Raw genomic sequence first — 15,093 nt, 5'->3', positions numbered from 1 at the left:
CGACACCCTGAATTGATTAAATATCGCGCACTGATTTGGTGCGCATCGCGTCGAAAAAGTGCAGAAAGGGGGCATGGCGCAGGCGGGTTGCCTGCTTGTGGTGCGTGGGAAAAAAAGAAGGGCCGCGATCGCGGCCCATGCTCAGGCGGGTTGGCTCTCTTCGCGCACCGCTTCCGCCAGCTGCTCGCCCGCCAGCTGCAGCTGGTACATCTGGTAGTAGCGCCCCTGCTGCGCCAGCAGCTGCTGATGGTTGCCCTGCTCTACCGCCTGGCCGCGATGCAGCACCAGGATGGAATCGGCATCGACGATGGTCGACAGCCGGTGGGCGATCACCACCAGCGTGGTGTGCTCGCGGATCGCACGCAGCGCGCGCTGGATCGCCTGTTCGGTGCCCGAGTCGATATTGGCGGTCGCCTCGTCGAGGATCAGGATCTGCGGCGCCTGCACCAAGACCCGCGCCATCGCCAGCAGCTGTTTCTGCCCGACGGACAGGTTATTGCCCTGCTCTCCCAGCCGGGTGTGAATACCCTGCGGGAAGCCGCGCACCAGACTCGCCAGCTGCACCGTTTCCAGCGCCTGCCACACGGCGTCTTCCTCGATGTTGCGCCCCAACGTAACGTTGGCCAGCACCGAATCGGCGATCACCACCGGATCCTGCTGCACCATCGCCACGCCCTGGCGCAGCGTGCGGTGCGACAGGCTGGAGATCGGGCGGCCATCGAGACGCACTTCCCCCTCGCTGACCGGGTAATAGCCCATCAGCAGGTTGGCCAAGGTGCTCTTACCGCTACCGGTATGCCCAACCAGCGCCACGAAACCGCGCGAAGGCACCGCCAGCGAAATGTGCTGCAGCACCTTTTTGTCCGCGCGGTAAGCGAAGCTCAGATCGGTGATGTCGATGCGGCCACCGGCCAGCGGACGATCGTCGGCGCCGTAACTCTGCTGGCTGCGATCCATCAGCTCGAAAATGCGTTCACCGGCCACCACCGCCTGCTGCAGGATCGACTGCTGCGACGTGAGCTCGATCAGCGGTTCGTTCAGGCGCCCCAGGTAGTTGATGAAGGCATAGAGCACGCCGACGCCAATCACCCCCTCGCCGCTGAAGCCGAACAGCATCAGCAGCCCGCACAGCACCAGCGCCGAAAACAGGCTGAGCAGCGGTCGCAGCAGGAAACCGTCGAGCCGCAGGGTCTGCATGCGCGCCAGATAGTGCGACTGGCTGGCGGCGCTCATGCGTTCGCCGAAGCGTACCTGCTGACGGAACTGCTGAATCACGCCCATGCCGTTGATCACTTCGTTGAAACCGTCGTTGATGTCCGCCAGATAGCTGCGCACCCGGCGCACGATCGGCGTGCTGTAGTATTGATAGATGCCCATCACCACAAACACCGCCGGGAAGATGCAGACCGCCACCAACGCCATGCGCCAGTCGAGGCTGAACATCGCCACCAGCATGGCGCCGATCAGCGCGGCGCTTTTCAGCACCGTGGAGACCACCATCACGTACAGATCCTTGATCACCTCGGTGTCGTTGGTGACGCGCGAGATCAATTGCCCGACCGGCTGCGTGTCGAAGGCGCTGAGCGGCTGGCGCAGCGCGGCGTCCATCACGTCGGTGCGCAGCCGCTGGACCACCCCCACCGCCGCCTGGTTGAACAGCAGCGCCTGGAAGTAGTGCAGCGCCGCCGCCAGCAGCTCCAGCAGGATGTAAGCCGCCGCCAGCCCGCCGACGATCGTCAGCGGCAGTTGCCCTTTGGCGACGTAGTTATCGATAAAATAGCTCACCAGGATCGGCCCGGCGACTTCCGCCGCCGCCGCTATCCACAGCATCAGCACCGCCAGCCCCAGCGGTTTGCGGTACGGCGAGCCATAGGCCAGCAGCCGCTTCAGCGTCGGCCACAGCTTTTGCACTTTATTCATCGGCCAACGCCTCCTCGCCGTTTTCCGGCGCTTCGTCCAGCGCCGCTTCCAGCTGCTGATAACGGTACATATCGCGATACCAGCCCGGCTGCGCCGCCAGCGCCACCGGATCGCCGCGCTGCGCAACGCCGCCGTGCTGCATCACCAGGATCTCGCTGGCTTCGGTCAAGGCCGACAGCCGGTGCGCGCTGATGATCACCGTGCGATCTTGCCCCCAGCTGCGCAGGTTGTGCAGGATCTGGTGTTCGGTACGGCCGTCCACCGCCGACAGCGCGTCGTCGAGGATCAGGATCTCCGCATCCAGCAGCAGCGCACGCGCAATGGAGATACGCTGTTTCTGCCCGCCCGACAGCATCACGCCGCGTTCGCCCACTTCGGTGTCATAGCCCTGCGGCAGCCGCAGAATGTCCTCATGGACGCTGGCCAACCGCGCCGCCTGTTCGATCTGCGCCTGCGTCGCCCCCGGATGGCCCAGCGCAATGTTGTTCGCCACGGTATCGGAAAACAGGAACGGCGTCTGGCTCACCACCGACAGCCGCGAACGCCAGTCGTCGAGTTTGACCTGCGGCAACGGCAGGCCGTGATAGCGGATCTGCCCTTGGTCGACGTCGAACTGGCGCTGGATCAGCGACAACAGCGTCGACTTGCCGGCGCCGGTCGGCCCGCACAGCCCCAGCATCTGCCCCGGCTTCAGCGTCAGCGCCACGTCATGCAGCGCCGGATGCGGGTTTTCCGGGTAGTGGAACGCGCGGATATCCACGTCCAGCACGCCGCGGCCGGCCGGCAACGCCTGCGGGCCGTCCTGCACCGCCGGCGCCTCGTCGAGCAGGCTGCGGATACGGCTGTAGGCCGCGCTGCCGCGTTCGACGATGTTGAACATCCAGGCCAGCGCCAGCATCGGCCAGATCATCAAGCCGAGATACATCACAAAGCTGGTCAGCTGCCCGAGCGTCAGCGACCCGTTCACCACCATCCAGCTGCCGCCGCCGATGGCCAGCAGGTTAGAGGCGCCGATGGCGATATAAATGGTCGGATCGAAGCGCGCATCCACCCGCGCCACGTGCATGTTCTTGGCGCCGGTCTGCGCCGCCACCTCGGCGAAGCGGTTGGATTGGTGATCTTCCAGCCCAAAGGCCTTGATCATGCGGATGCTGGTCATGCTTTCCTGCGCCTGATCGTTCAGGCTGGAAAACGCCGCCTGCGCCGATTTAAAGCGCTGGTGCAGCTGGTCGCCGTAATATTTGATGGCGATCGCCATCAGCGGCATCGGGATCAACGCCAGCACCGTCAGCTGCCAGCTGATTTGGGTGCTCATCACCACCAGCACCACCAGTCCCATCACCAGCGAGTCCACCAGCGTCAGCACGCCTTCGCCGGCGGCGAACACCACGCGGTCCACGTCGTTGGTAGCGCGCGCCATCAGATCGCCGGTGCGGTGGCGCAGGTAGAACGCCGGGTTTTGCCGGCTGAGTTGGCGGTAAAAGTTTTCGCGCAGCTCAACCGCCAGTTGGTAGGAGGCGCCGAACAACAACACCCGCCACACATAGCGCAGCAGGTAAACGACGATCGCGGTGCCGATCATCAGCCCGAGCCAAGCCATCAGCACGCCGGTAGACATTTGTTTTTCGGTGACGCCGTCCACGATGATGCCGACCAGCTTAGGCGGCAGCAGTTGCAGGATGGCGATGACGATCAGCAGCACCACCGCCCCGAGGTAGCGGCGCCACTCCCGGCGGAAGTACCAGCCGATTTGAGCAAATAATCTCACGCAGTTTGATTCCAGGGTTTTATGGGATTTGTCTCTTTTTCTGCTTCAGCAGAGCAGGATACCACCGTTGAGCCGCCCGTCCGGTGAACTTTTCACTCCGGCACCGGCAGCGCGGTGGTGTATTTGATTTTTTCCATGGCAAAGCTTGAGGTGACATCGATGAGGCCCGGCACGCCGTTCACCAGACGCTTATAAAAGCCGTCATAGCTTTTCATGTCCGCCACTTCGACCTGCATCAGATAGTCGTACTCCCCCGCCATGCGGTAGAACGCCAGCACCTCGGGCATCTGGCTGGTCAGTTGCACAAACGCCTGATACCACTCGCTGCTGTGCTGCTGGGTCTTGATCAGCACGAACGCCGTCAGCCCCAGGCCGAGCTTTTCGTTATCCAGCAGCGCCACCCGGCCGCGGATATAGCCCTCGTCTTCCAGGCGCTTCAGCCGTTTCCAGCACGGCGTCGAGGTCAAATTGACCGCATCGGCCAGCGCCTGCAGCGACTGGGTGCAATCTTGCTGCAGCATGCACAGCAGCTTACGGTCTGTTTTATCTAACATAGCGGCCACCAGGAGAAAAATTTTCTCTCATTAGGCGATTAAACAGGAAAAATGGCAATCCTTTTTTCCTGCCGACAGGCTATGCTACGCCATAAACCAGCCCCCTATTTTGAGGCCAAATCATGACAAACTCTTGGGTAAAATATGCTATCGGTGAAATAGAAGCGGATTTTCAGCGCTCCGCCGATACGCACCTGATCCGCCTGAACCTGCCGGCGTTTCCCGGCATCTGCCTGTATCTGAAGGACGAGAGCACCCACCCGACCGGCAGCCTGAAACACCGCCTGGCGCGCTCGCTGTTCCTTTATGGCCTGTGCAACGGCTGGATCACCGAGAACACCACCATCATCGAGGCCTCTTCCGGCAGCACCGCGGTGTCCGAAGCCTACTTCGCTCGTCTGATCGGCCTGCCGTTCATCGCGGTGATGCCATCCTGCACCGCGCGCCGCAAGGTGGAGCAGATCGCCTTTTACGGCGGCCGCTGTCACTTCGTCGATCACGCCGCCCAGATCTACGCCGCCTCCGAACAGCTGGCGAAAGAGCTGAACGGCCACTATATGGATCAGTTCACCTATGCCGAACGTGCCACCGACTGGCGCGGCAACAACAACATCGCCGACAGCATCTTCCGCCAGATGGCACGCGAACCTTTCCCGGTGCCGAAACACATCGTGATGAGCGCCGGCACCGGCGGCACCTCCGCTACGCTGGGGCGCTACATCCGCTATCAGGGGCACGACACCCAATTGACGGTGGTCGATCCGGAAAATTCGGTGTTCTATGACTGCTTCCACCACGGCGATCGCACCCTGATCGGCAGCTGCGGCAGCCGTATCGAAGGCATCGGCCGCCCGCGCGCCGAGCCGTCGTTCATCCCGTCGGTAGTCGACAACATGCTGCGGGTGCCGGATGCCGCCAGCGTCGCCACCATTCACTGGCTGGAAGGCGTGTTAGGCCGCAAGGTTGGCGCCTCCACCGGCACCAACGTCTGGGGTGCGCTGCAGCTGGCGAAACAGATGCGGGAAAACGGCGAGCAAGGGTCGATCGTCACCCTGCTGTGCGACAGCGGCGAGCGTTATCTGGATACCTATTACAACCCGGAATGGGTCAGCAACAACATCGGCGATCTGCAGCCGTATCTGGCGCAGCTGGCGGATTTGTAACGCCAGGCTCCGGATAAAAAAAAGCCGGGTAGTCATACCCGGCCGGCTGTAAGGAGAACCTCATTCTTCGGGGGAATAGGTGAGGCAAGGTGAACGCAGCCAATGTTGTAAATAGTGGGCCACCGCCTGTTGCTGGCAATGGCCGATAACCGGTAGCTGCGGCAGCAGGGATTTCAGCTGCGGCAGGGCGTTGCCCATCACCACGCCGTGCCCCACCGCCCCCAGCATCTCTTTGTCGTTCATCGCGTCGCCGAACGCCATGCAGTCGGCCATCGTCAGCCCCAGATGGCGGCTCAGCCGGTCCAGCGCCGTGCCTTTGTTGCAACCGAGCGGCAGCACTTCCAGACAGTCGTAAGCGGAAAAGCACAGGTCTGCCTCGTCGCCCAGCTGTGCCCGCAGCTGCACCTGCAACGCCAGCAGCTCCTCGTGCGGCGCGACAAAGCACACCTTGCTGTTGCCGAACGCCGGCAGGCGGCGCACGTCAGCCAGCTGAAAACGAAAGCCGCTCAGGTGGTGCGCCCGCAGCATCTCTTCCGGCACGGGAAACTCGGTCAGCCAACCTTCATCGCGGAACACATGCATGCTGGCGCGGGTGCGCCAATGATGATGCAGCACCTCTTCGGCGACCGCCGCCGGCAAATCGGTGGCGTGCAGCTGTTGGCCGCGGTTGTCATACACTCGCGTGCCGTTGCCGGTGATCAGGTAACCCTGCAGCCCCAGCTGCGCCATGATCGGCTGCGCGTCGAGGTAGTGCCGCCCGGTGGCGAACGTCACCACCATTTCCCGCTCCACCAGCTGGTTCAGCACCGCCAGCGTTTCCGGGCCAACCCGGTGATCCGGCATCAACAGCGTGCCGTCCATATCGAAAGCTGCCAGGCGATACATAAAGACCTCTTGAATGTGAACGCGATTACAATCCGTGCAGTATGGGATGGTATTTGCGGAAGTAATAGTGAACAATTTGAGAAAACTGTTCCGGATTTCTGCCCATGCGCCTGGTTCACCGTCTCAGCCAATATCAACGCCTGTACCAACAGCTCGGCAGCGCGCCGGTCGCCGTGACCATCGGCGAGCTGGCGGCGATGTTCTACTGCAGCGAACGGCACGCCCGCACGCTGGTGCAACAGCTGCAGGATCAGGGCTGGCTGAGCTGGCATTCGCAGCCCGGCCGCGGCAAACGCGCCCGCCTGCATTGCCTGAAAACCCCGGATGAACTGCGCGCGCAGCTGCTGCAACAGCTGCTGCAACAGGGCAACCATCAGGGGGCGCTGGAGATGGCGCAGCTCGATCCGCAGCACCTGCAGGATCTGCTCAGCCCGCACCTCGGCGGGCAATGGCAGGCCGGCAGCCCGACGCTGCGCATTCCCTATTACCGCACGCTGGAAGCGCTCGACCCACTCACGCTGACCGGCCGCGCCGAGCAACATCTGGTATCGACCCTGCACGCCGGGCTGACGCGCCTGATGACCGGTAACCCGGAACCGCAGCCCGATCTGGCGCACCACTGGCAGATTGGCGAGCACGGCCTGCGCTGGCGCTTCTTTCTGCGCAGTCAGCTGCGCTGGCATAACGGTGAACCGCTGACCGGCCAACAGCTGCTGCAAACGCTGGAAAAACTGCAGCGCCACCCGCGCAGCCAACCCAGCCTGGCCAACGTCGCGCACATCAGCCTGCCGCATCCGCTGTGCATCCAGTTCGATCTGCACCTGGCGGACTATTGGCTGGCTCACCGGCTGGCGGAGCTGCCTTGCCTGATGACCCACCCGGAGTTGCCGGGCATCGGCGCCGGCCCGTTCAAGCTGGCGCTGAATGAACCGCAGCTAGTGCGGCTGGAACAGCACGCCGGTTACCATCTGCAGCACCCGTATCTGGACACCATCGAGTACTGGATCACCCCCGACCTGCCCACCGCCGGCGCCGACACCAGTTGCCAGCATCCGGTGCGCATCACCATCGGTCAGCAAGACGATTTGGCGCAGGCCAGGCCGGTGCAGCGCAGCATGAGCCTGGGCTGGTGTTATCTGGCGCTGAACCTGCGCCACGGCGTGCTGAGCGAAGCCCAGGGGCAAAAGCTGCTGATGCTGATCCAGCAGTCCGGCCTGCTGAGCCGTCTACCTATTCCCAACAGCGTGATCACCCCCAGCCATGAAATGCTGCCCGGCTGGCGTATTCCCAGCCAACGGATTGAGGAAGATGTCACCCTGCCCGCCCGGCTGACGCTGCTGTATCGGCCGCCGGTCGAGCTGGAAACGGTGACGGTCGCGCTGCAGCGGCTGCTGGCGCAGCACGGCTGCGAGCTGGAGGTGCGTTACTACGCCGGTAAACGCTGGCAAAGCGAGGCGCAGATCGCCCAGGCCGACCTGCTGCTGGCAGACAACCTGATCGGTGAAGCGCCGGAGGCGACGCTGGAGAGCTGGCTGCGGCAGGATACGCTGTGGCGCGGTATCCTGACGGAAAGCCGCTGGCAGCAGCAGCAGGACACGCTGCGACAGATCCAGCAGCTGCAGGCGCAGCAACCGCGCTTCGCACAGCTGCAGGCTTATTATCAACGGCTGATGGCCGCCGCCATCATCACGCCGCTGTTTCACTACCAGTATCAGATCAGCGCGCCGCCGCGCATGCATGGCGTCACGCTAACCGCCCACGGCTGGTTCGATTTTTGCCAGGCGTGGCTGCCACCGCCGGTGGACAGCGCACCGGCCTGAGCCGAACCGCCCTGCGCCTGGCGGCCCTTTCTGCTACTATTGTCGCCGCAACGCAATTTTATCCTGCCGCCCGAATGTGTATCGGGAGAGGCCAAAGCCCAAAAAGGTGATTTTATGAAGCGCGCGGTTGTCGTTTTCAGCGGTGGACAAGACTCCACGACCTGCTTGATCCAGGCATTGCAACAGTATGATGAAGTTCACTGCGTCACGTTCGATTACGGCCAGCGCCATCGCGCCGAGATTGAAGTGGCTCAGGAGCTGTCGGTCGCCCTCGGCGCCAAGGCACACAAAGTGCTGGACGTAACGCTGCTCAATGAGCTGGCCGTCAGCAGCCTGACGCGCGACAATATTCCGGTTCCCGCCTACGATCCCAATCAGAAAAATGCGCTGCCGAGCACCTTCGTGCCGGGCCGCAACATCCTGTTCCTGACGCTGGCGGCGATCTACGCCTACCAGGTGGAAGCGGAAGCGGTGATCACCGGCGTGTGTGAAACCGATTTCTCCGGCTATCCGGATTGCCGCGACGAGTTTGTTAAAGCGTTGAACAAGGCGGTGACGCTGGGCATCGCCCGCGATATCCGCTTCGAAACGCCGCTGATGTGGCTGAACAAGGCCGAGACCTGGGCGCTGGCGGATTATTACCACCAGCTGGATCGCGTGCGCCAGGATACGCTGACCTGCTACAACGGCATCAAGGGTGACGGCTGCGGCGAATGTGCCGCCTGCAACCTGCGCGCCAATGGCCTGACGCAGTACCGCGCCAACCAGGCGGAAGTGATGGCGGCGTTGAAACAGAAGGCCGCTCTGGCCTGAGGCAGTGACGGCGGCAGCCTCTGCCGCCCGTGAGCTTACTGCAGATTATCCTTCGGCGTGAGCGCCTCCAGGCGCTCGCGCAATTCTCCTTCGATCGGCAGCGCACGCTGCGTTTTCAGATCGACGCACACGAAAGTCAGCAGCGCGTCAGCCACCGGCGTCCCCGCCGGATCCTGCGTCACCTTTTGGCTCAGCACCCCGCTCTTGCCATTGAGCTGCACCATCTGGCTGTCGATACGCAGCTTATCCCCCAATACCGCCGGGCTGCGGTAATTGATATTGATGTTCACCACGATGAAAGCGATGTTGTTTTCCGTCATCCAGCGGAACCCGGCCTCGTTCTCCAGCCATTCCCAGCGCGCCTCTTCCAGAAACTCCAGATAGCGGGCGTTGTTAACGTGCTGGTAAACATCAAGGTGATAACCGCGAACTTTGATAAAGGTTTGCATAGGGAACGATCGCTCCTGCCTGGTGATTACAGAAAGAGGGAGCCGCAGCGGCTCCCTCGCCCGTTTGGTCAACGCGCCAAACTGGTAAGACCTGTAAAATGTAGCAGAGGAGTGACGGCCTCAGCGGCATTTTGCCACGCAGCCGCGACCGGGATCACATTTTCAGCCGGGTGCGGTTCTTCTCAAACAGCGCCGGCCCGATGCCCGGCACCTCCTGCAACTGCTCAACCTGGGTGAACGGCCCGTTCTGCTCGCGGTAGCGCACGATGCCTTCCGCCTTCTTCAAACCGACGCCGCTCAAGGCGGCGGCCAGCTGTTCGGCGGTGGCCTGATTGATGCTGACCGCCGCCTCCTCGGCTGTCTTGGTCATCACCGATTGCCCACCATTGCTCGCCGGTGCTGAGAGCATGGGTGCCGGCGCCTCGGCTTTATCCACCGCGGCGGCCGGCCCCGCCAGGCACAAAAGCAGCGCGGTGAGCGCAGCTTTGACGTGATGACGGTAACCTGATAACGCTTTTTTCTCTGTATGTTGCATGCTGTATCCTCCTTGTGTGTGACAGCACGGCTACCTTGCCGCGGCGGCGAATATTCAGCAATCGGCGGATATCAGATGTGGAAAAGGCCGCGAAAGCGGCCTTTGTTTGTTGCACTGCGTTGCAGAAAAATGCGGCGATTACTGAGGCTGTTGCTCAGCGGCGCCCATTTTGATCTTGGCTTCTTTACGCAGGCTCGCCAGCAGCGAATCGAAGGAAACGCCGGTCGCGCCCTCTTCCATCTTGCCGACGAAGGTTTTCATTTCGTCTTCCGGCAGCGTGCCTGGCTTCACCGCATCGAGCGCGATCAGCACCACGTTGTCCTGGCGATCCTGCGACATGCCGTACACCGGTTTGCCGTCCTGCGGGTGCGGCAGCGCGAACACGCTCTCCACCAGCTGGCTGTCTTCCGGCGCGCGCGCCATCTTCTGCACGGCGCCAAAGCTCAGGCCGGCGGCTTTCATCGCCTCGTCGCCCTTGCCCTGCTTCAGCTCAACCAGCAGCTTCTCGCCCTGCAGTTTCGCTTCCTGCACCGCTTTGTTGCGCTTCACCAGCTCGGCCACGCGGTCTTTCACCTGGTCGAATGGTTCGATACCTTCCGGCTTATGGCCGCTCACGCGCACCACGAAGGCGCGGTCGCTATCTACGGTGATCACGTCGGAGTTGCTGCCCGGCGCGCCGTTCTCGCCGATCAGCGAGCCGTCGAAGATCGCCTGCACGACCGGCTTGAAGTTCAGCGCGGCAGGAATGTTGTCACGAGTGAACCAGTCGCTTTGCGCCGCTTTCACGCCGGCCGCTTCTTCAGCCGAGGCCAGAGATTCGTTGTCGCTGGTCGCCGCTTCGCTCACCTTCTGCTGCAGCGCGTAATACGCGTCTACCGCTTTCTCCTGCTGCACCTGCTTGGCGATGGCGTCATGCACTTCGCTCAGCGGCTTCACTTTCTCAGGTTCGATATCGTTCAAACGCACGATCAGGAAGCCGACGGAAGATTTCACCACGCCGGACAGCTGCCCTTTCTCGGTCAGGTTAGCCTGCTTCAGCTCGTCGGCGGTGGTTTCCGGCTCCAACCAGCCCAGCTCGCCGCCGGTACGGCGTGAGATGATATCGGTGGATTTCTCTTTCGCCAGGGTGGCGAAATCGGCGCCCTTCTTCAGCTCGTCCAGCACGGCGTTGGCTTCCGCCTCGGTTTTCAGCTGGATCACGCTGTAGTTCTTACGCTCCGGCTGGCCGTAGCTGCTCTTGTGCTGGTCGTAGTAAGCGCTGATGTCTTCTTCGCTCACTTTCACCTTGTCCTGCATGGACGCGGCGTCCAGCGGGATATAGCTCACCTTCACCTGCTCTGGTGCGATGAAGCTGTTTTTGTTCTGATCGTAATACGCCTTCAGTTCGTCGTCACCGGCGCTCTGTTTCGCCTGCAGCGCCTTCAGATCGATGGTCGCCAGGCGCACGTCGCGCTCCTGCAGCACCAGCGCCGCCATGGCTTGCGATTCGGACGGCAGCACGAAGCCGGACTCGCCGAAGGCCTGAATCAGCTGCTGATTGACCAGCTGCTGGCGCATCGACTGCGCGAAGTTGTCGGCGGTGTAGCCCATGCGGCCGATCAGGTCGAGGTATTTGGCGTTATCGAACTGGCCGTTGGTCTGGAAGTAAGGCGCCTTGCGGATGGCATCCTTGATCTGATCGTCGCTGACCGCCAGGCCCAGCTTCTTGGCGTACTGGTCGAGCAGCATGTTGTCGATCAACTGGGACAACACCTGACGGCGCATCTGCTGCATGTAGCCTTCGTTGCCGGCCAGCGCGGAGAACTGGTCACCCAGCTGCTGCTGCATGCGGCTACGCTCGCTTTGGAAAGCCTGTTCCAGCTGAGCGCGTTCGATCGTCTGACCATTTACTTTCGCAGCATAATCGCCGGAGCCGCCGATCAGGTAGTTACCCACCCCGGTCAGAACGAATGACAGGATGATCAGGGCCAGGATGATTTTGAGCACGACGTGATTAGCAGCCGCGCGTAAATTGTCCATCATAGTGTGACAACACTCCGCTGTGATGTGGATTAACAACCCTTGTGCAGGCGCGTTCCCTGCGACAAAAATAAAAAAAGCGCATCAGTCCGATGCGCCTTGTATCTTACCTTACCAGCACCGCTGCGTCAGGTGATTGTTTATTACAAAACCCTGTTACGCTAAACGGTTAGACGCTAAATCAGTTTACAGCGTCTTTCAGCGCTTTCCCTGCACGGAAGGCCGGTACTTTGGCTGCCGCGATTTTGATCTCTTTACCGGTCTGCGGGTTGCGGCCGGTACGAGCCGAACGTTCACGCACGGTGAAGGAACCGAAACCTACCAGAGCCACGTCATCCCCTGCTTTCAGAGAGTCGGTAACGGAAGCGATTACTGCGTCTAAAGCACGTCCCGCTGCCGCTTTGGAAATATCAGCACCTGCGGCAATCTTGTCGATCAGTTGTGACTTATTCACTCTATCATCCCCTCTAGAATTCTATCGTCGCACCGAAAAATCCCTACGGTTGCGACAGCGCAGCTGTTATATCAATCCCATCGAACCTTAGCAAGCCACCGACTGGGTGGCAAAACGCGGGCCGACAGAGATCTAACTTAGCGGTACAAAAAAATACTGGCAAGTCCGAAATGGCTTGCCAGTATAAGTTTTATCAATGGTTTTTGCGATTCGTCACTATTTTGCCGCTACCGGCAGTGCGCCGAAGGCCGGGTTTTGCAACGCAATGTTCAAAACTTCATCGATTCGCTGCACCGGATGAATCTCCAGATCGGCGATAACATTGTCCGGGATCTCTTCCAGATCGCGCTTGTTCTCGTAAGGGATCAGCACGGTTTTGATGCCGCCGCGATGCGCCGCCAGCAGCTTCTCTTTCAGGCCGCCGATCGGCAATACCTGGCCGCGCAGCGTGATCTCGCCGGTCATCGCCACATCGGCGCGTACTGGGTTGCCGGTCAGACAGGAGACCAGCGCGGTGCACATCGCGATACCGGCGCTCGGGCCGTCTTTCGGCGTCGCCCCTTCCGGCACGTGCACGTGGATGTCGCGTTTCTCGTAGAAATCGGCGTTGATGCCCAATTTCTCCGCGCGCGCGCGCACCACGGTCAGCGCCGCCTGAATCGATTCCTGCATCACTTCACCCAGAGAACCGGTGTAGGTCAGCTTGCCTTTGCCCGGCACGCAGGCGGTTTCGATGGTCAGCAGATCGCCGCCCACTTCCGTCCACGCCAGCCCGGTGACTTCGCCCACGCGGTTTTCGGTATCCGCACGGCCGTAATCGACGCGCTGCACGCCCAGGTAATCCTTCAGGTTGTCGCCGTTGATCTCGATATGCTTGCGCTTCTTGTCCATCAGCAGCGTTTTCACCGCTTTACGGCACAGCTTGGAGATTTCACGCTCCAGGCTACGCACCCCGGCTTCGCGGGTGTAGAAGCGAATGATACCGATGATGGCGCTGTCGTCGACCGTCAGCTCGCCTTTTTTCAGCGCGTTGCGCTCAAGCTGCTTCGGCAGCAGGTGCTGCTTGGCAATGTTGAGCTTCTCGTCCTCGGTGTAACCCGACAGGCGGATCACTTCCATACGGTCCAGCAGCGGCGCAGGAATGTTCATCGAGTTCGAGGTGGCGACGAACATTACGTCGGACAGATCGTAATCCACTTCCAGGTAGTGGTCGTTGAACGCCACGTTCTGTTCCGGATCCAGCACCTCCAGCAGAGCGGAGGCCGGATCGCCGCGCATGTCGGAAGACATCTTGTCGATCTCATCCAGCAGGAACAGCGGGTTCTTCACCCCAACCTTGGCCATCTTCTGGATCAGTTTGCCCGGCATCGAACCGATGTAGGTACGGCGGTGACCGCGGATTTCCGCTTCGTCACGCACGCCGCCCAGCGCCATACGCACATACTGGCGGCCGGTCGCTTTGGCGATCGACTGCCCCAGCGAGGTTTTACCCACGCCCGGCGGCCCTACCAAACACAGGATCGGCCCCTTGATTTTGCTGACGCGGCTCTGTACCGCGAGGTACTCGAGGATGCGATCCTTGACGCGCTCCAGGCCGTAGTGATCGGTATCGAGCACTTCCTGCGCCTTGACCAGGTCTTTTTTCACCTTGCTGCGCGCATTCCACGGCACCTGCAGCATCCAGTCGATGTAGCCGCGCACCACGGTCGCTTCCGCTGACATCGGCGACATCATCTTCAGCTTCTGCAGTTCCGCTTCGGTTTTCTCGCGCGCCTCTTTCGGCATCTTCGCCGCATCGATCTTGCGCTTCAGCGCTTCGTGCTCGTCCGGCGCGTCGTCCATCTCGCCCAGCTCTTTCTGAATCGCCTTCATCTGCTCATTCAGATAGTACTCGCGCTGGCTCTTCTCCATCTGCTTCTTGACGCGGTTGCGGATGCGTTTCTCGACCTGCAGCAGGTCGATCTCCGACTCCATCATCGCCATCAGGTATTCCAGACGCTCGGTGATGTCGGACATCTCGAGCACCGACTGCTTGTCGCTGAGTTTCAGCGGCATATGAGCAGCGATGGTGTCCGCCAGGCGCGCGGCGTCGTCGATGCTGTTCAGTGAAGTCAGCACCTCCGGCGGGATTTTTTTGTTCAGCTTGATATAGCCTTCAAACTGATTGATCGCGGTGCGCACCAGCACTTCCTGCTCGCGCTCGTCGATCGCTGGCGACTCAAGGTATTCCGCCTGCGCGGCAAAATGCTCACCGCTGTCGGACAGCGTAGTGATGCGTGCGCGCTGCAGCCCCTCGACCAGCACTTTTACCGTGCCGTCCGGCAGCTTCAACATCTGCAGGATCGACGCTACGGTGCCAACCGAGAACAAGTCGTTAATGCCAGGTTCATCCGTTGAGGCCTCTTTCTGTGCCACCAGCATGATCTTCTTATCGTGATCCATTGCGGCTTCGAGGCACCGAATCGATTTTTCCCGGCCAACAAATAACGGGATCACCATGTGCGGATAAACCACCACGTCGCGCAATGGCAGGACGGGGATTTCAATGCGTTCGGAACGCTCAGGGTTCATAGAGCTCTCTCTTAGTTTAATTTCCGCCAGGTTGAGGGGGAATCTCATGAGACGCAAGCATCTAACGTTTCATAAAATCTGGTTAATGAGTATATGGGGATGAATCTCTTACATTCAACGGCAAGAATGCAGGAAAAAGAAA

Annotated in this window: 12 protein-coding genes; 3 read left to right on the top strand and 9 right to left on the bottom strand. The window is 61.1% G+C overall.

What is annotated here, in order from left to right; genetic code table 11:
* Nucleotides 1-141 precede the first annotated feature (141 nt).
* The 3 genes from smdB to EKL15_RS07990 form a co-directional block, all read right to left on the bottom strand.
* Nucleotides 142-1,920 carry a multidrug efflux ABC transporter permease/ATP-binding subunit SmdB gene (gene smdB / locus EKL15_RS08000; RefSeq protein ID WP_055312256.1) on the bottom strand — a complete coding sequence of 593 codons (1,779 nt, stop codon included), beginning with the start codon at nucleotides 1,918-1,920 and terminating at the stop codon, nucleotides 142-144.
* Complete coding sequence (gene smdA, locus EKL15_RS07995) at nucleotides 1,913-3,688, bottom strand: multidrug efflux ABC transporter permease/ATP-binding subunit SmdA (protein ID WP_060440573.1); 1,776 nt, start codon at nucleotides 3,686-3,688, stop codon at nucleotides 1,913-1,915. Before smdA ends, smdB begins: the two co-directional genes overlap by 8 nt.
* Nucleotides 3,689-3,780: 92 nt before the next feature.
* On the bottom strand, nucleotides 3,781-4,242 hold the full coding sequence (locus tag EKL15_RS07990) for an Lrp/AsnC family transcriptional regulator (RefSeq protein ID WP_004940330.1): 462 nt from the start codon (nucleotides 4,240-4,242) through the stop codon (nucleotides 3,781-3,783).
* A gap of 122 nt (nucleotides 4,243-4,364) precedes the next feature.
* On the opposite strand from EKL15_RS07990, the gene EKL15_RS07985 reads away from it, so the two are divergent.
* A complete protein-coding gene (locus EKL15_RS07985; RefSeq protein WP_015376851.1) occupies nucleotides 4,365-5,405 on the top strand; it encodes a PLP-dependent cysteine synthase family protein in 1,041 nt (346 codons plus the stop codon).
* A gap of 60 nt (nucleotides 5,406-5,465) precedes the next feature.
* On the opposite strand, the gene cof is transcribed toward EKL15_RS07985, so the two are convergent.
* Nucleotides 5,466-6,290 (bottom strand): HMP-PP phosphatase, encoded by an 825-nt coding sequence (gene cof, locus EKL15_RS07980; protein ID WP_033647299.1) that lies wholly within the window; start codon nucleotides 6,288-6,290, stop codon nucleotides 5,466-5,468.
* 104 nt (nucleotides 6,291-6,394) lie between these two features.
* Between cof and EKL15_RS07975 the strand changes: the two genes are divergently transcribed.
* A complete protein-coding gene (locus tag EKL15_RS07975) occupies nucleotides 6,395-8,110 on the top strand; it encodes an SgrR family transcriptional regulator (RefSeq protein WP_100396218.1) in 1,716 nt (571 codons plus the stop codon).
* A gap of 114 nt (nucleotides 8,111-8,224) precedes the next feature.
* On the top strand, nucleotides 8,225-8,923 hold the full coding sequence (gene queC / locus EKL15_RS07970) for a 7-cyano-7-deazaguanine synthase QueC (RefSeq protein ID WP_100396219.1): 699 nt from the start codon (nucleotides 8,225-8,227) through the stop codon (nucleotides 8,921-8,923).
* 35 nt (nucleotides 8,924-8,958) lie between these two features.
* Here queC and EKL15_RS07965 read toward each other — a convergent pair whose 3' ends face one another.
* The 5 genes from EKL15_RS07965 to lon all read right to left on the bottom strand — a co-directional run bounded on the left by EKL15_RS07965 (nucleotide 8,959) and on the right by lon (nucleotide 14,951).
* A complete protein-coding gene (locus EKL15_RS07965; RefSeq protein WP_060423376.1) occupies nucleotides 8,959-9,372 on the bottom strand; it encodes a thioesterase family protein in 414 nt (137 codons plus the stop codon).
* A gap of 154 nt (nucleotides 9,373-9,526) precedes the next feature.
* Complete coding sequence (locus EKL15_RS07960; RefSeq protein WP_049199890.1) at nucleotides 9,527-9,907, bottom strand: helix-hairpin-helix domain-containing protein; 381 nt, start codon at nucleotides 9,905-9,907, stop codon at nucleotides 9,527-9,529.
* A gap of 138 nt (nucleotides 9,908-10,045) precedes the next feature.
* The gene (gene ppiD, locus EKL15_RS07955; protein WP_100396220.1) at nucleotides 10,046-11,929 is read right to left on the bottom strand and encodes a peptidylprolyl isomerase; all 1,884 of its coding nucleotides are present in this window, start codon (nucleotides 11,927-11,929) and stop codon (nucleotides 10,046-10,048) included.
* A 178-nt stretch (nucleotides 11,930-12,107) separates the two neighbouring features.
* Entirely contained in the window at nucleotides 12,108-12,380 is a 273-nt protein-coding gene (gene hupB, locus EKL15_RS07950) for a nucleoid-associated protein HU-beta (RefSeq protein WP_004940351.1), read from the bottom strand.
* Nucleotides 12,381-12,596: 216 nt separating this feature from the next.
* The gene (gene lon, locus EKL15_RS07945) at nucleotides 12,597-14,951 is read right to left on the bottom strand and encodes an endopeptidase La (RefSeq protein ID WP_019454189.1); all 2,355 of its coding nucleotides are present in this window, start codon (nucleotides 14,949-14,951) and stop codon (nucleotides 12,597-12,599) included.
* Nucleotides 14,952-15,093 lie beyond the last annotated feature (142 nt).

The organism is Serratia sp. 4542, assembly GCF_016805595.1.
Classification (GTDB): domain Bacteria; phylum Pseudomonadota; class Gammaproteobacteria; order Enterobacterales; family Enterobacteriaceae; genus Serratia; species Serratia nevei.
This window is presented reverse-complemented; position numbering and strand designations above follow the sequence as displayed.

Coding starts and splice junctions, on each gene's coding strand:
- smdB (WP_055312256.1), bottom strand. CDS start 1,920: ATGAATAAAGTGCAAAAGCTGTGGCCGACGCTGAAGCGGCTGCTGGCC.
- EKL15_RS07990 (WP_004940330.1), bottom strand. CDS start 4,242: ATGTTAGATAAAACAGACCGTAAGCTGCTGTGCATGCTGCAGCAAGAT.
- EKL15_RS07985 (WP_015376851.1), top strand. CDS start 4,365: ATGACAAACTCTTGGGTAAAATATGCTATCGGTGAAATAGAAGCGGAT.
- cof (WP_033647299.1), bottom strand. CDS start 6,290: ATGTATCGCCTGGCAGCTTTCGATATGGACGGCACGCTGTTGATGCCG.
- EKL15_RS07975 (WP_100396218.1), top strand. CDS start 6,395: ATGCGCCTGGTTCACCGTCTCAGCCAATATCAACGCCTGTACCAACAG.
- queC (WP_100396219.1), top strand. CDS start 8,225: ATGAAGCGCGCGGTTGTCGTTTTCAGCGGTGGACAAGACTCCACGACC.
- EKL15_RS07965 (WP_060423376.1), bottom strand. CDS start 9,372: ATGCAAACCTTTATCAAAGTTCGCGGTTATCACCTTGATGTTTACCAG.
- EKL15_RS07960 (WP_049199890.1), bottom strand. CDS start 9,907: ATGCAACATACAGAGAAAAAAGCGTTATCAGGTTACCGTCATCACGTC.
- ppiD (WP_100396220.1), bottom strand. CDS start 11,929: ATGATGGACAATTTACGCGCGGCTGCTAATCACGTCGTGCTCAAAATC.
- lon (WP_019454189.1), bottom strand. CDS start 14,951: ATGAACCCTGAGCGTTCCGAACGCATTGAAATCCCCGTCCTGCCATTG.